The 14,159-nt window shown below is 67.8% G+C and carries 16 protein-coding genes; 12 read left to right on the top strand and 4 right to left on the bottom strand.

All coding sequences use genetic code 11. The annotated features are described in order from the left end of the window. The 4 genes from HDA44_RS15245 (at position 1) to HDA44_RS15230 (ending at position 1,952) form a co-directional block, all read left to right on the top strand. Positions 1–504 carry a hypothetical protein gene (locus HDA44_RS15245; RefSeq protein WP_184834904.1) on the top strand — a complete coding sequence of 168 codons (504 nt, stop codon included), beginning with the start codon at positions 1–3 and terminating at the stop codon, positions 502–504. 171 nt (positions 505–675) lie between these two features. Continuing rightward, a complete protein-coding gene (gene ctaJ / locus HDA44_RS15240) occupies positions 676–966 on the top strand; it encodes an aa3-type cytochrome oxidase subunit CtaJ (protein ID WP_184834902.1) in 291 nt (96 codons plus the stop codon). Further along, positions 953–1,354: a DUF5130 family protein gene (locus tag HDA44_RS15235; RefSeq protein ID WP_184834900.1), complete on the top strand. Its 402-nt coding sequence runs from the start codon at positions 953–955 to the stop codon at positions 1,352–1,354. Before ctaJ ends, HDA44_RS15235 begins: the two co-directional genes overlap by 14 nt. Before the next feature lie 4 nt (positions 1,355–1,358). Continuing rightward, positions 1,359–1,952, top strand: coding sequence for a GNAT family N-acetyltransferase (locus HDA44_RS15230; protein ID WP_184834899.1), 594 nt, complete (start codon positions 1,359–1,361; stop codon positions 1,950–1,952). Here HDA44_RS15230 and HDA44_RS15225 read toward each other — a convergent pair. Then, positions 1,925–2,599, bottom strand: a complete 675-nt coding sequence (locus HDA44_RS15225) for a hypothetical protein (protein ID WP_184834897.1) — start codon at positions 2,597–2,599, stop codon at positions 1,925–1,927. The genes HDA44_RS15230 and HDA44_RS15225 overlap by 28 nt on opposite strands. Before the next feature lie 278 nt (positions 2,600–2,877). On the opposite strand from HDA44_RS15225, the gene HDA44_RS15220 reads away from it, so the two are divergent. Then, positions 2,878–4,026 (top strand): serine hydrolase domain-containing protein, encoded by a 1,149-nt coding sequence (locus tag HDA44_RS15220; protein ID WP_184834895.1) that lies wholly within the window; start codon positions 2,878–2,880, stop codon positions 4,024–4,026. Between the two features lie 33 nt (positions 4,027–4,059). After that, complete coding sequence (locus HDA44_RS15215) at positions 4,060–5,046, top strand: aldo/keto reductase (RefSeq protein ID WP_184834892.1); 987 nt, start codon at positions 4,060–4,062, stop codon at positions 5,044–5,046. Here the strand turns inward: HDA44_RS15215 and HDA44_RS15210 are convergent. Next, on the bottom strand, positions 5,043–5,453 hold the full coding sequence (locus tag HDA44_RS15210) for a hypothetical protein (protein WP_337906017.1): 411 nt from the start codon (positions 5,451–5,453) through the stop codon (positions 5,043–5,045). The two genes, HDA44_RS15215 and HDA44_RS15210, sit on opposite strands and share 4 nt — an antisense overlap. A 200-nt stretch (positions 5,454–5,653) precedes the next feature. Continuing rightward, complete coding sequence (pepN, locus tag HDA44_RS15205; protein ID WP_184834888.1) at positions 5,654–8,224, bottom strand: aminopeptidase N; 2,571 nt, start codon at positions 8,222–8,224, stop codon at positions 5,654–5,656. Positions 8,225–8,334: 110 nt separating this feature from the next. Between pepN and HDA44_RS15200 the strand changes: the two genes are divergently transcribed. The 3 genes from HDA44_RS15200 to HDA44_RS15190 all read left to right on the top strand — a co-directional run bounded on the left by HDA44_RS15200 (position 8,335) and on the right by HDA44_RS15190 (position 10,563). Beyond that, positions 8,335–8,949 carry a mycothiol-dependent nitroreductase Rv2466c family protein gene (locus HDA44_RS15200; RefSeq protein ID WP_184834886.1) on the top strand — a complete coding sequence of 205 codons (615 nt, stop codon included), beginning with the start codon at positions 8,335–8,337 and terminating at the stop codon, positions 8,947–8,949. Positions 8,950–9,044: 95 nt separating this feature from the next. Next, on the top strand, positions 9,045–10,085 hold the full coding sequence (locus HDA44_RS15195; RefSeq protein ID WP_184834884.1) for an SH3 domain-containing protein: 1,041 nt from the start codon (positions 9,045–9,047) through the stop codon (positions 10,083–10,085). Positions 10,086–10,095: 10 nt separating this feature from the next. Further along, positions 10,096–10,563: a ribose-5-phosphate isomerase gene (locus tag HDA44_RS15190; RefSeq protein WP_184834882.1), complete on the top strand. Its 468-nt coding sequence runs from the start codon at positions 10,096–10,098 to the stop codon at positions 10,561–10,563. Here HDA44_RS15190 and HDA44_RS15185 read toward each other — a convergent pair. Continuing rightward, on the bottom strand, positions 10,527–10,742 hold the full coding sequence (locus tag HDA44_RS15185) for a hypothetical protein (RefSeq protein WP_184834881.1): 216 nt from the start codon (positions 10,740–10,742) through the stop codon (positions 10,527–10,529). The two genes, HDA44_RS15190 and HDA44_RS15185, sit on opposite strands and share 37 nt — an antisense overlap. A gap of 10 nt (positions 10,743–10,752) precedes the next feature. On the opposite strand from HDA44_RS15185, the gene HDA44_RS15180 reads away from it, so the two are divergent. The 3 genes from HDA44_RS15180 (at position 10,753) to HDA44_RS15170 (ending at position 14,034) form a co-directional block, all read left to right on the top strand. Beyond that, positions 10,753–11,589, top strand: a complete 837-nt coding sequence (locus HDA44_RS15180) for an Fpg/Nei family DNA glycosylase (protein WP_184834880.1) — start codon at positions 10,753–10,755, stop codon at positions 11,587–11,589. A 63-nt stretch (positions 11,590–11,652) separates the two neighbouring features. Continuing rightward, positions 11,653–12,747, top strand: a complete 1,095-nt coding sequence (locus HDA44_RS15175) for a PP2C family protein-serine/threonine phosphatase (protein WP_184834879.1) — start codon at positions 11,653–11,655, stop codon at positions 12,745–12,747. Between the two features lie 264 nt (positions 12,748–13,011). Then, positions 13,012–14,034: a hypothetical protein gene (locus HDA44_RS15170; RefSeq protein WP_184834878.1), complete on the top strand. Its 1,023-nt coding sequence runs from the start codon at positions 13,012–13,014 to the stop codon at positions 14,032–14,034. Positions 14,035–14,159: the final 125 nt, after the last annotated feature.

Raw genomic sequence — 14,159 nt, 5'->3', positions numbered from 1 at the left:
ATGAAGACAGTGCTCCGTCGTGTCGTCGTACCCCTGGTTGCCGTACTGGTCGGGCTGCTGCCCGGCGTGGTGGCGGTCGAGCAGGCATCGGCCTTGACCAAGATGACCCACGCGCAGGCGACCGCGATCTTCCGGGCCGCCGGTATCACTTGGTCGTCCAGCGGCAACTGCTCCAACCGGAACGTCGCTACCTGTACCTCGTTCGATCAGATCAACGACAGCACGGTGTACGGCGTGCGTACGTTGAAGACGGCCAGTGGGTGCGCGGTGAACATCACCGGTGGTACTGAGACCGGTCATGCCAGTGGGACGTACAGCCACTGGAACGGGTACAAGGTGGACATCGCGGTGTACACCTGTGTGAGTAACTACATCCGGAACACGTTCACCAGGATCGCGGACCGTGGCGACGGTGCCCAGCAGTGGAAGTCGGGCGCGGGCAACATTTACGCGAACGAGGGAAATCACTGGGATATCACGTATTTCAACTGCGGCGGCTGCTGAACAGGAGAAAAGCAGCCGCGCTGCGCGCGGGTTGTGAGCGGAGATGCGGCGGCTGCTGAACAGAGGAAGAGCAGGCGCGCTCCGCGCGGGTTGTGAGTGGAGCAGCGGCTGTTGGACGGGTTGGGAGGGGCTGCGGCCCCTTCCGACCTGTCAAGTACTAGGCTTCGGGGCGTGATTGCTGAATTGTCCAGCCACTCCGTGCTGGTGTTCGTCGGGATCCCCGTGTTGGTGGTCGCGATCGTGGCGTTGCTGGTCTTCGCCTCCTCGATCGCCAACGGACCGCGGTACCGCCCGGGCCTGTCCTGGTGGGCTCCGCCGGTCTGGATCAACGGCCCGACCGCGACCCGGCCCGACCCGGCCAGCCTGCCCGAGCTGCCCGAGCTGAACAGCGCTCCGGGTACCACCGCGACCGCCGGTGTCGGCGTTGCCCGTACGACCGGAGGCGCAAGTGCCAGCTGGTGACGCATTCACCCCTGACCAGCTCTACGACATCGAGCGGGCGGTCCGGAACGCCGAAGAGGCGTCCGGCCTGCGCTTCTCGGTGTACGTCGGCGGCGCGGACTCCGAGACCCGTCCGTTCGCGATCGAGCTGCTGAACGAGCTGGACGACCCGGACAACACCGTCCTGGTGTACGTCGACCCGGCCGGCCGCCGCCTCGAGATCGTCAGCGGCGCGCAGGCCCGGCGCCAGCTGTCGGACACGTCCGCCGGTCTGGCCGCACTGACCATGCAGACGTCGTTCGCGACCGGTGACCTGACCGGTGGCCTGGTGACCGGCGTCCAGCAGCTGGGCGCGCACGCACACCAGGCGCCGCTGCTGCACGCCAACAACGAGCCGCACAAGCTCTAGTACGGTGACGGCTGCTCTCCAGCCACGTCGCATCGACCTCGGCGACGTGGTGCTGCGCCCTTTCGTGGCATCCGACGAGGCTGCGGTGGCTGTTGCGCTACAGGACCCGGCCATCCTCCGGTGGACCGCGGGTACTGCCGTGATCCGGCTGCCCGCGGACCGGCGCGCCGGCAGGTGGCTGGAGCCGCGAATCGATGGCTGGGTACGTGGCAATGCTGTTTTCGCGGTCGCTGACACCAGTACGGACCAGGTACTTGGCAGCGTCACGCTACGGGACGTACACCGAGTGCCTGACCAGGCTGTTGCCGCGTACTGGGTCAGTCCACTAGCTCGTGGCCGGCGGCTCGGTGCGCGCGCACTGGATGCCGCTGCGCGCTGGGGCTTCGCCAGTGATGGACTCGGCCTGCACCGCATCTCACTCGACCATGCACTGGTCAATGAGGGTTCGTGTCACGTTGCGCTGCGCGCCGGCTTCCAGCTGGAAGGCGTGATGCGTGACTACTACGTCGAGCCGACCGGGCGGCGGCACGATTCACACCTGCATGCGCGCCTGGCGACCGATGCGGTCGCTCAGCCGCGAGTGGCCGCCGGCTCGTAGGTAGGGCAGGCCGGGCTCGGGTAGACGCGCTGAGTGCGCGGGTCGAGGCACAGGTCGAGCATCTGTTCGGACGACGTTCCCGGTCCGAGGTACACCACCCAGGTGGCGGTGACGGGTGTCAGTGAGCTGTTGGTGAGCCCTGGGTACTGCCCGTCGACCAGCATCGCTTTTGCCGGTACGCCCGCGCGGGACAGCTTCGTCGCGGTATCTTTCGCGGCCTGATCCGCGGCCAGACCGACGTCGGTCGGGTACTTGTCCAGCACCGCGATCCATTCGCCGCGCTTGAACTTCGGCGAGACCGGCCCGGTGTTCACCGCGGGCGGCGTGGTGGTCTGGGCCTTCACAGTGGTCTCTGGCGCCGACACCGGCGGCTTTCGGTCCGCCTTCGTGGCGCTGTCGGCGGTCGGGGTCGAGGGCGCGGCGGCGTTGGTGCCCGTCGGCGGCCCGGCGGCCGGCGGGTCGGCGGACGTCCCGCGGGTCAGGATGAACGCGAACGCCGCGGCCATCGCCGCCGCGGCCACGATCGCGGCGCTGACGGCGCTACGGGACCGTTGCGGCCGGGCGGCCCGCGCGGGCGCCTTCCGGCGATCGACACGGCGGCGATCGACGCGGCGGCGATCGACGCGGCGGTGATCGACACGGGTCATGGCAAGGGCCCCTCCCCGGACAACCCCTGATGAACAGTTCGGTGCAGCTTAAACCGAAGATCCGGAGAAGTGAGGGTTCTTCAGGTGGCAAGAATCTCTTTGCTCAGCAGGCGATCGCGGACCGCGTACGCCTGCTCACGAACCGCCGACCAGCAAGCGTTTGACCCTCACCGGTAGCGCCGACGCGACCACAGTGCGGGTCCGCGGGCGATGGCCGCGTACGCCACCGGCTGGAAATCTCGAAGCACGACCTCCGGCCCTGGAAGGACTCGCCAGAAATGAAACGCCTGCTGCTGTTCCTCACCGCGACCACACTGCTCGCCGCGACCGTCGTACCCGCCGAGGCAGCGCCCGCCGATGCGCCGGAGCGGTCGACCCTGCAACGTGATGCCGATGCGATCCGGTCCACCGGAGTCACCGGCGTGCTCGTACGCGAGACATCCGGCCGGCAGTCCCGGACCGTGGTTAGCGGTGTCGGTGAGCTCAACGGCCGGCTACCGCGCGCCGACGGCCATTTCCGGATCGGCAGTACGAACAAGCTGCTGGTCGGCACCGTAGTCCTGCAACTCGTCGCCGAGCACCGGATGCGACTAGAAGACTCAGTCGAGCGCTGGCTGCCGGGGCTGGTCCAAGGCAATGGGTACGACGGGCGCCGCATCTCCATCCGGCAGCTGTTGCAGCACACTGCAGGGATCTACGACGGCAACTTCCCGTCCATCGAGAACGCCCGGCAGTACTACGAGCGCCGCTTCACCATCCACACCGAGGACGAGATCGTCCGTGCCGGCCTCAGCCACCCGCCGGAGTTCGAGCCGGGCAAAGGCTGGAGCTACTCCAACACTGGCTACGACCTGGTAGGCCTGGTGATCAAGGCGGTGACCGGGCGGCCCTGGTACGGCGAGGTGGATCGCCGGATCGTTCGTCCGCTGGGTCTGCGGGACACCTACTTCCCCGGAACCGACCCACGGATCGCCCGGCCGTACGCACATGGCTACACCCGCTTCACGCCGACTGAGTACACCGATACGACTGATCTGATCGATGCGGATGCCTCCGGCGGCTACATCTCCACGCTGAAGGACCTGGACACGATCGTGCGCGCGGTGTTCGACGGACGGTTGCTGCGGCCCGCCCAGCTGCGGCGGTTGAAGCGTACGGTCCAGACCGACGGCAGCCCCGACCCGTTCTGGCGGAACGCCCGGTACGGTCTGGGTGTGTTCTCTCGCGACCTGTCCTGTGGCGGGACGGTGTGGATTCCGAGTGGTGACCAGATCGGCTACCGGACCCGTACGGGTGTGACCGCGGATGGCCGGCACAGCGTCGTGGTCTCGATGTCGAGCCAGCTGAACGACTCGCTCGCGGCTGGAATCGCCCAGGAGAACGCCACTACGCGGCTGATCGACAACGCGTTGTGCCGCAGCGCTTGACCTAGACAGCGCTCTAGTTGTTTGGCTGGCGGCATGCGATATCTGACGATTGGGAGCGACCCGGCGCGGCAGCGGCGGGTCAGCCAGATCGCCCTCGGGGCGATGCTGATGGGTACGGCGACCGACGAGTCGACGTCGTACGCGGTCCTGGACCGCTACGTCGAAGCCGGCGGGACGTTCATTGACACGGCCAACAACTACGCCTACTGGGTGAACGGCACTCAGGGTGGCGAGAGTGAGCAGCTGCTCGGGCGGTGGATGCGCAGCCGGGGAGTGGGGGACGAGCTCACGATCGCTACCAAGGTAGGTGGCCGGCCACTGCAGCCGGCGAACCAGCTGAGTGAGAGCGTGGAGGGCCTGCAGGGGGTCAAGGAGTCGCTGGCGCGCAGCCTGGAGAACCTCGGCCGGGACCACATCGACGTGTACTACGCACATATCGACGACTACTCCGTACCGGTTGAGCAGCAGGTCGAGACGTTCGGGTCGCTCGTGAAGGACGGATCGGTCGGTCTGGTCGGTCTGAGCAACTACTGGACCTGGCGGCTCGAGCGGTACCGGGCGCTGGCTGCTCAAGCCGGTCTACCTGGGTACGACCTGCTGCAGTACCACCACACGTACTTCCGCAGCCGAACGGACCGAGGGGGGCTCCGGGCCAAGGACGGCACCCTCGGTGTCGCCGACGGCAACCTACTCACCTATCTACGTTCCGAGCCCGGTCTGACGCTTGTGGCCTACACACCACTGCTGAGTGGTGCGTACGTACGAGCTGACAGGCCGCTGGACGAGCTGTACGACCACGCCGGTACCAGAGCGCGTAAGGCAGCACTGGACGAGGTAGTGAAGGAGACCGGGGCAACGGCGAACCAGGTGGTGCTGTCCTGGCTGACTGGCGGTGAGATCCCGACCATCGCACTGGTGGGCGCGTCTTCGGTGGCTCAGATCGACGACAGCCTCGCCGCCGCGGACCTGGAGCTCACAGCGGACCAGCGGCAGCGACTGGACGCGGCAGGCAACAACTAGGTGCCGGAAGGGATGCCGTCGTACCTGACCTGCGGACGGGTATCGAGCGCATCGTCCAGCCAGGCGTCGACATCGACCTCCGCGGACAGGATGTGCTGCACGTACGCGGCTCGCTCGTGGCTGAGGACCTCCTGTTCCCAGACCGTCGGACCGGCGCCGATCGGAGCTGGTCGGAGATCACCGACGTCGATACCGCTGAAGATGCTCAGTCGGGACTGGAAGTCTTTGGCCCAGCTCTGCACGACCAGATAGACACCGTCGTCGGACAGGTGCAGTACGACCACGCCCAGTCCGGCCGAGCCCATCGCATCGTCGAATTCGAACTGCCTGGTGGCGGTGATGCGGGCGGTGTCGACCATCTGGTCGTCCCATTGCCGTCCGCGGGCCGTGACGATGTACGGCTTCACCAGACGATGTGGGAATCGCCAGGGCATCAGTGGGGTGACAGGTCGGGGTCGGTACGCCTCTGCGAGTCCGGTCAGCGCTACAGCTGCCGCACCAGCCAAGGCGGGGTCTGAGGCGGGCACCGACCCAGTCTTACCGCACTACGAGGTTCAATGCGACGGGCCCGGCCTCCGATGAGACCGGGCCCGTCAGAGCAGGATGATCAGGCGACGTCCTGCGCCTGCGCGGCGATCGCGCGGGTCAGGTCGGCCTGCGCCTCGGTGACGTAGCGGAGGGTCGGAGCGTCCACCGACGCGGACTCCGCGGCCAGCCAGCCGGTCAGTGCGTCCAGTGCTTCCTGGTCGGCCAGGTGGCGCGGGGACAGGTACACCAGCACGTTCTCGCCCATGGACGAGCCGAGCCGGGTGTACACGTCCTTGGCCGCCGCCAGGTACTTGTCGACGTACGGCCGCAGCAGGTCCTCCTGGCCGGGCTGCTGGAACCCGAGGATGGTCCGGAACTGCGTCTCGTTCGGCGTGTCCTCCGACTCGACCGCGACCCGCCAGGCCTCTTCCTTGGCCTCGGCAGTCGGCCGCGCGGCGCGTGCCTGCGCGGCCCGCTCCTGACCGGTGATGGTGGTGTCGCGGGTCAGCTCGTCGTCGATCTCCGCGGCACCGATCCGGCCCAGCCGGGCCAGAGCGACGATCAGCGTCCAGCGCAGGTCGGTGTCGAGGGCCAGACCAGCGGGCAGGTCGTTGCCGGCCACCCAGGCAGCGAGCCGGTCGGCTCCGGCCTCGGAGAACACTGCCGAGCTGTACGCCCGGACGTACGCCAGCTGGTGGTCACTGCCCGGATCGGCGTCAGCGACCAGCCCGGCCAGCGCCTCCTCGAACTGTGCACGCAGTGCCGGCCGGTTCTGCGGTGCGGCGTACTGGTTGATGGCCGTACCGGCTTGGGCGAGCAATGCGCGGACACCGGTGAGGTCTGTCTCGGCCCGGATGCCCTGCAGCACGATGCCGACGTACTGGCTGGCCGGCATCTCCGCGTCCCGGGTCATGTCCCACGCGGCGCCCCAGGCGAGCGCCCTGGGCAGCGAGTCGGTGAACTGGTCGATCGACTCCACCAGAGTGGCCCGGGAGCGCTCGTCCAGCCGGATCTTCGCGTACGTGAGGTCGTCGTCGTTCAGCAGCACCAGGTCCGGCTGGGTTGCGCCGACCAGCTCCGGCAGCTCGGTACGCGGACCGTCGATGTCCACCTCGAACCGCTCGGTCCGGACCAGTCCCGCGTCGCTCCGCCGGTACAGGCCGACCGCGAGGCGGTGCGGACGCAGTACCGGGAACTTCTCGATCGCGGTCTGCGCGATCGCGAACGACGTGAACGCGCCCTGGTCGTCGACCGCGAAGTCGGCGCGCAGCGTGTTCACGCCGGCCGTCCGCAGCCAGCGCTCGGTCCAGTCGTCCAGGTCACGACCGGACGCCTTCTCCAGCGGCTTCAGCAGGTCGGCCAGCTCGGTGTTGCCGAACGCGTGGTCGTGGAAGTACTCCTTCAGCGCGGCGACGAAGGTGTCCTCACCGACGAACGCCACCAGCTGGCGCAGCGTCGACGCGCCCTTCGCGTACGTGATGCCGTCGAAGTTCACCTCGACCGCGTGGAAGTCGATCATGTCCGCGGCGATCGGGTGCGTCGACGGCAGCTGGTCCTGCCGGTACGCCCAGTTCTTCCGGGCGTTGCAGAACGTCGTCCAGGCATCGGAGTACTTCTCCGTCGCGACCACCTGGGCCCAGTGGCTGGCCCACTCGGCGAACGACTCGTTCAGCCACAGGTCGTCCCACCAGGACATGGTGACCAGGTCGCCGAACCACATGTGCGCCAGCTCGTGCAGCACGGTGTTGGCACGGGCCTCCAGCTCCGCGTGCGTCGTCCGGCTGCGGAACAGGTACTCGTCGCGCAGCGTCACGCAGCCGGCGTTCTCCATCGCGCCCATGTTGTACTCCGGCACGAACGCCTGGTCGTACTTGTGGAACGGGTACGGCGTACCGAACGCTTCCTCGAACAGCGCGAAGCCCTGCTTGGTCACCTCGAACAGGTCATCGGTGTCCAGTGCGCCCTTCAGCGACGGACGGCACAACAGCGACAGCGGGTACGAGCCGTGCGGCCCTTCGTACACGTCGGTGACCACGTGATACGGGCCGGCGACCACCGCGGTGATGTACGTCGAGATGCGCTCGGTCGGCGGGAACTCCCACCGCGCCAGCTCCTCCCCGTTCTCGCCGGCGTACGGCGTCGGCTCCGGCGTCGGAGCGTTCGAGATGACCACCCAGCGGGCCGGAGCGGACACGGTGAACGTGAACGGGGCCTTGAGGTTCGGCTGCTCGAAGGTGGCGAACACCCGGCGGGCGTCCGGCACCTCGAACTGCGTGTAGAGGTAGGTCTCCTTGTCGGCCGGGTCGACCGAGCGGTGCAGCCCTTCGCCGGTGCGGGAGTACAGGCAGTCGGCGACGACCTTCAGCTCGTTGCTCTCGGCCAGGCCGTCGAGCTGGATGCGGGCGCCGTCGTACACCGCGTCCGGGTCGAGGGCGGTGCCGTTCAGCGTGACCGAGCGGATCTTCTCCGCGATCAGGTCGGCGAACGTACTGGCGCCGGCCTCGGCGGAGAAGGTGATCGTCGTCACCGACGGGAAGGTCGGGGCGCCGGTGGGCGCGTTGGCCAGATCGAGCTCGATCGCGTAACTCACGTCACCGACCACACCCGCACGGGAACGCGCCTCGTCGCGCGTCAGGTTGGTTCCAGGCATGTCCGCATCCTATGCACCTGGCACCGGGCTTCGCCGAGGGTTTCCCCTCGACCGTGGGTACTGGATACCAAGTCGGTATCTCAGTTCTTCAACTTTGTATGATGGTGAATATGACTTCCTCTGCTGACTTCTGGTTCGACCCCGCCTGCCCCTGGGCCTGGATGACTTCTCGCTGGATGCTCGAGGTCGAGCAGGTCCGGGACGTGCGGACGACCTGGCACGTGATGAGCCTCGCCGTCCTGAACGACGGCCGCGACGAGCTGCCCGAGGAGTACCGCGACTTCATGCTGAACGCGTGGGGTCCGGTCCGGGTGCTGATCGCCGCCGAGCAGGCGCACGGCAACGAGGTGCTGCTGCCGCTGTACACCGCGCTGGGCAAGCGCATCCACCTCGAGGGCCGGGGGATCGAGAACGGCTCCGGGGACGTGATCAAGGAGGCGCTCGCGGAGGTCGGCCTGCCCGCGTCGCTGATCGAGGCGGCGACCAGTACCAGGTACGACGACGCGCTGAAGAAGTCGCACCACGCCGGGATGGACCAGGTCGGCATGGAGGTCGGTACGCCGGTGATCTCGGTCGAGGGCACCGCGTTCTTCGGTCCGGTGGTGACGCCGGCACCCAAGGGCGAGGCGGCCGGCAAGCTCTGGGACGGCGTCCGGCTGGTGGCCGGCACCGAGGGCTTCTTCGAGATCAAGCGGACCCGGGACCGCGGCCCGATCTTCGACTGATCGATTTCGTCTCACGTTCAGGGCTTGCTCCGCGGCCGTCCGGCCGGTGAAAGTTGCTCACTCAGGAACGACCTCCAGCGGTGAGTAGGAACCAGATGACCTTGCGTGATGAGCTGCCCACAGCCGGCGATCTTGCCGTCCCGTCCGATGTGATCGCCGGCATCGCCGTCTTCGACCGCCAGACCGGCGGGTTCGTCCAGCAACTGAACGCGGACCTGCCGTTCCGGTCGGCTTCCGTGGTGAAGCTGCTGATCGTGCTCGATCTGCTCTGGGAGCGTGGTCCGCGGTACGAAGTCGATGCCGCTGACCAGGAGCGGCTCGAGGTAATGCTGCGGAGCAGTGACGACGACGCGGCGAGCTACTACTGGGAGCAGCGCGGTGGGAGCGCGATCGTGGACCGCATGATCGACCGGCTCGGACTTACGCACACTGCCGGTCCGCCGGTGAGTCACCCAGGGTTCTGGGGGTACGTGGCGATCACGGCGGCTGACACCGTGCGGATCTACCAGTACCTGCTGGACCGTGCACCGGCGCCCGTACGGCAGTACGTGATGGACCTGTTGCACCGACCGACCCGGTACGGCACGGACGGCTTCGACCAGTACTTCGGGATCGCCTCTGTCTTCGACCCGGACTTCAGCATCAAACAGGGCTGGTCCGGGTTTCACGGGTCCAGTGGGTACCAGTCCGATCGCGCCAAGCCGGAGGCGGTTGTGGACCTGGTCAGTGATGCGCTGCACACCACCGGGACAGTTGGCGTGGCGGACCGGAGCATTGTCTCGGTGTTCACGTTGCATCCGGCTGGTACTCCGTACGGGAAGGCGTACACCGATGTGACTCGGCTGACCAGGGAGCTGACCGTGCCCGGCGCGGTACGGACCGCTGGGAGCTGGGTGCTGACCACTGGGGACGGCGTACGGGTGCGGAGCGCGCCGAATACGTCCGGAGGGATCCTGGGGCACCTGCCATCCGGGGTAGAGGTGCTGGTCAGTGGACAGGCTCAGGGCGAGCTGATCGACGCGCCGCCTCGGTCCAGCAACTGGTGGGCCTATCTGCCCAAGTACGGCGGCTATGTGACCAACGTGTACATCGGATCGGGTGCACCCAAGCTGCCAGGCGTCCCGGTCTGTCAGTAGATTGCTCGGCATGCGAGTGCACATCGGCTCTGACCACGCCGGCTTCGAACTGAAGAACCACCTGGTGCAGCACCTGACTGCCGCCGGGCACGACGTCGCGGACCACGGTCCGGCCGTGTACGACGCCGTGGACGACTACCCGCCCTATTGCTTGCGGACCGGGCAGGCAGTAGTCAACGACCCGGGCAGTCTGGGCATCGTGATCGGTGGCTCAGGCAACGGCGAACAGATCGCCGCCAACAAGGTGCAGGGCGTCCGGGCGGTACTGGCCTGGAGCACCGACACCGCACGGCTCGGCCGCGAGCACAACAACGCCAACGTGATCAGTGTGGGTGCGCGGATGCACACCGAGGAGGAGGCGGCCGGGTTCGTCGACACGTTCCTGGCCACCGACTACTCCGGTGAGGAGCGGCACACCCGCCGGATCGAGATGCTGTCGGCCTACGAGTCGACCGGCGAGCTCCCGCCGCTGCCCTGACCGTCACCCGGCCCGTCCTGGCTGTCCGGCTCGTCCGGTGGCAGCACCGGGCGGCGCTGGACGGGCCGGCTGGGCCGGGAGACGTCGCGAGCGCGCATATTGCGGCCGGTCCCGACCACTGCCGGAGTCGGCGGGCCGGACCGTCCCTTGGCCGCACCGGAATCACCTGTCGTCCCCATATGAGGAATCATGCCTGAAGGTCACACCCTGCACCGGCTGGCGAACGACGTCTGGGACGCGTTCGGCGGCCGCAAGGTCCGGGCGTCCAGCCCACAGGGCCGGTTCGCCGAGGGCGCCGGCCTGCTGGACGGGCACCTGCTGCGGCAGACCGAGGCCCACGGCAAGCACTTCCTCGCTGAGCTCGAGGGCGGCGGCTGGCTGCACATCCACCTCGGTCTGATCGGCAAGATGGACATCCACGCGGCCGAGGCGGGTCTGGTACCCGAGCCGGTCGGCCAGGTCCGGCTACGGCTCCAGAACAGGACCGCGTACGCCGACCTGCGCGGTGCGACGGTGTGTGAAGTCATCACCGATGAAGAACGCGACAAGCTGATCGGCCGGCTCGGACCGGACCCACTGCGCGACGACGCGGACCCGGAGCTCGCCTGGAAGCGCATCCACCGCAGCAGACTGCCGATCGGGCAGTTGCTGATGAACCAGGACGTGCTGAGTGGGGTCGGCAACGTGTACCGCGCCGAGGTGCTGTTCCGGGCCAAGCTGAACCCGATGACACCCGGCAACGTGCTGAAGAAGCGCGAGTGGCAGGGCATGTGGGACGACCTGCTCGAGCTGATGAAGTACGGCGTGGAGACCGGCCGGATCGACACCGTTGCCGACGACCACACGCCCGAGGCGATGGGCCGCGATCCGCGCCAGGACGACCACGGCGGCGAGGTGTACGTGTACCGGCGCCAGGGGCAACGATGCCATGTCTGTCAGTCGGTGATCAGGACAAAGCTCCTCGCGGGCCGTAACTTGTTCTGGTGCCCCAAATGCCAGCGGACCGGCCTCACTCGCAAGAGCTGATCTCCATCGGTTGTGTTGCGAATTGATGCGCGGACCGGTCAGTACCGTTATCTTCTTCAGACCATGAGGAAGAACGGCGGACTCGCGCCCGTACGACGCATCGGCCGCCGGGTCGAGGCGCTGGCCCGTCGCGCCCGCCGATCGCACCGGGTGGCCTTCATCGCGCTGGCGCTGATGTCGCTGGTGTTCGCGATGGGCAGTCTGGCCTGGCCGGGGTACCTGCCCGCGTCCCTGCTGATCATCCCGATCCTGCTGGGCGGCCTGTTGTTGCGGTTCCGCCAGTTGGTCGCGCTGACTGTGGTGACACTGGCATTCGCCGTGTACGTGGTGGCAGTACGGCATCCGGTCCTGCCGCGTACCGGATTCGTGCTGGTGCTCGCACTGGTCGCGTGGATCGTGCTGGCGAGTGCCAAAGTACGCAGCCGGCTCGGAGTGCCTGGTACGCGTGGTGAGTCGATGCTGATGGAGCTACGGGACACGCTGACGGCGCAGGGGGAGATGCCGACGCTGCCGCCCGGCTGGCGCGTCGAGGTGGCGATCCAGTCCGCTGGTGGGTCCACGTTCTCCGGCGACTTCGTCGTGTCGACGGTGCACGACCACGTACTGGAGGTGGCGCTGGTCGATGTCTCCGGCAAGGGAATCGACGCCGGGACCAGGGCACTGCTGCTGTCCGGTGCGTTCGGTGGGTTGCTGGGCGTCGTACCGGAAGAGGAGTTCCTGCCGTCGGCGAACCGGTACCTGCGCAGGCAGGACTGGGACGACGACTTCGCCACCGTCGTACACGTCGTGGTGGATCTGCGGACCGGTGAGTTCGACGTACGTACTGCTGGGCATCCGCCGGCGATCCAGTTCGACGCGTGGTCCGGGCGGTGGCAGACGCGGGACGCGGACGGGCCGTTGCTCGGGTTGATGGAGTCACCCGAGTTCAAGGTGAACACCGGGCAGCTGAAGCTTGGGGACGCGCTGTTCCTGTACAGCGACGGCATGGTGGAGACGCCGCGCCGCGACATCGGCCGTGGCACCGACCGGCTTGCCGGGCACGCGGAACGGCTGGTCGCGCAGGGATTCCTCGGCGCCGCCGCCGAACTCGTCGCGACCGCCGGCGGCCCGGGCGACGACTCGGCCATCGTCATCATCCACCGAATGGCCCATGCCTGAGGCAACCATCCCCAGCCCGACCACCACCCACGCTCGCCCACGGGTCTGTCACAAGGGTGGATATCCACCCGTTGTGTGGGTTCTCCGCTCGTGTACCGGTGGAGAACCCACAACAGCAGTGGAGAACCCCCACCGAGGAAGTCTTTCGTTCCAGGAAGTCTTTCGTTGTCAGTTACTGGTTGTTTGACTTGGGCAACGGAAAGTTCATACTGCAGAAGAGATGTCCGCCCGAGCTATGACCGATTTCTCAGACAGGGGACGGGGATGGTCATCAAGGGGGTTAACGCGCGTGCCGCCGGTGCACTGGCGGCGGCCGGAGCGTTGATCGTACTGATAGGAGCCGCGGCGCTCGCCGTGCGGCCAGGGCATGACGCCGGGCCGGGAGCAGGCGGCGGGACCGGCGCGGCCGGTCCGGCTGGTGCCGCGCTACGTGCTGATGCCCCGGGCAACAACGGGGTCATCAAGATCGACGGCGTCGACATGGGCGGCGGTCCGCCGGACAACAACCCGCACCAGGGCTGCACCTTCGTCATCGAGTTCTACAACTACGACGTGGGGCAGTACTACGCGGACGTGCAGTTCACGGCGCAGGCGCCGACCGCCGACGCCGGCCTGACGGTCGAGTCCGGAAACCTGCACCCGTTCATCGGCGGGGGCCCGATCGGCCCCAACAACCTGGACGCGCGCGAGACGTACACGCTGTCCTTCACCGGCCCGCCGCACCCGCAGCAGGGCTACCACGTGAAGGTCACCGTCAGCGCCCCGCACTCCCAGGGCAACGACACCAAGTCAAAGGTCTTCTGGGTAACCGGCTGCAACGCCCCGCCGACCACGCCACCCACGACCCCACCGACTACACCGCCGACGACACCGCCGACGACTCCTCCCACGACGCCGCCGACTACACCGCCGCCGACGCCTCCCACCACGCCGCCGACCACTCCTCCCACGACACCACCGACCACTCCGGTCACGACGCCGCCGACCGTGCCGACGTCTCCTCCGACCAGTGCGACGTCCACACCGCCGCAGTCGACCAAGCCACCTACCAAGTCACCCACGACCACGCCGACCCGGCACACGACCGCTCCGGTGACCACGACCTCCGGCGTACCGACAGCTGTACACGCCGGTCTCGCCGGCCCACCGGACCGGCCGACTCCGACCGCCGGCAGCACCGGCAACGGGTTCAGTGACCTCGGCGGCATCCTGATGGTTGTCGGCGGCATGCTGCTCGCCGGCGGTGCCACTGCGAGTCTCCGGCGCCACGGCCGACACGCCCGCTGACCACCTTGCCCACGACCACCTCACCCACCAAACTCCGGCCCCCACCACCTACCGCCTGGCAATCAGTGAGTACACCCTGGTTGCCAGGTCGGAGATGCTGGAGCTGGTGGGTGAGGTGGAAGTGT

Source organism: Kribbella solani, from assembly GCF_014205295.1.
GTDB lineage: Bacteria > Actinomycetota > Actinomycetes > Propionibacteriales > Kribbellaceae > Kribbella > Kribbella solani.
The sequence above is the reverse complement of the archived record's forward strand: the minus strand, read 5'-3'. Positions and strand labels throughout refer to the sequence as shown.

Coding starts and splice junctions, on each gene's coding strand:
- HDA44_RS15195 (WP_184834884.1), top strand. CDS start 9,045: ATGACCTTGCGTGATGAGCTGCCCACAGCCGGCGATCTTGCCGTCCCG.
- HDA44_RS15225 (WP_184834897.1), bottom strand. CDS start 2,599: ATGACCCGTGTCGATCACCGCCGCGTCGATCGCCGCCGCGTCGATCGC.
- HDA44_RS15170 (WP_184834878.1), top strand. CDS start 13,012: ATGGTCATCAAGGGGGTTAACGCGCGTGCCGCCGGTGCACTGGCGGCG.
- pepN (WP_184834888.1), bottom strand. CDS start 8,224: ATGCCTGGAACCAACCTGACGCGCGACGAGGCGCGTTCCCGTGCGGGT.
- HDA44_RS15215 (WP_184834892.1), top strand. CDS start 4,060: ATGCGATATCTGACGATTGGGAGCGACCCGGCGCGGCAGCGGCGGGTC.
- HDA44_RS15200 (WP_184834886.1), top strand. CDS start 8,335: ATGACTTCCTCTGCTGACTTCTGGTTCGACCCCGCCTGCCCCTGGGCC.
- HDA44_RS15180 (WP_184834880.1), top strand. CDS start 10,753: ATGCCTGAAGGTCACACCCTGCACCGGCTGGCGAACGACGTCTGGGAC.
- HDA44_RS15175 (WP_184834879.1), top strand. CDS start 11,653: ATGAGGAAGAACGGCGGACTCGCGCCCGTACGACGCATCGGCCGCCGG.
- HDA44_RS15185 (WP_184834881.1), bottom strand. CDS start 10,742: ATGGGGACGACAGGTGATTCCGGTGCGGCCAAGGGACGGTCCGGCCCG.
- HDA44_RS15245 (WP_184834904.1), top strand. CDS start 1: ATGAAGACAGTGCTCCGTCGTGTCGTCGTACCCCTGGTTGCCGTACTG.
- HDA44_RS15220 (WP_184834895.1), top strand. CDS start 2,878: ATGAAACGCCTGCTGCTGTTCCTCACCGCGACCACACTGCTCGCCGCG.
- HDA44_RS15190 (WP_184834882.1), top strand. CDS start 10,096: ATGCGAGTGCACATCGGCTCTGACCACGCCGGCTTCGAACTGAAGAAC.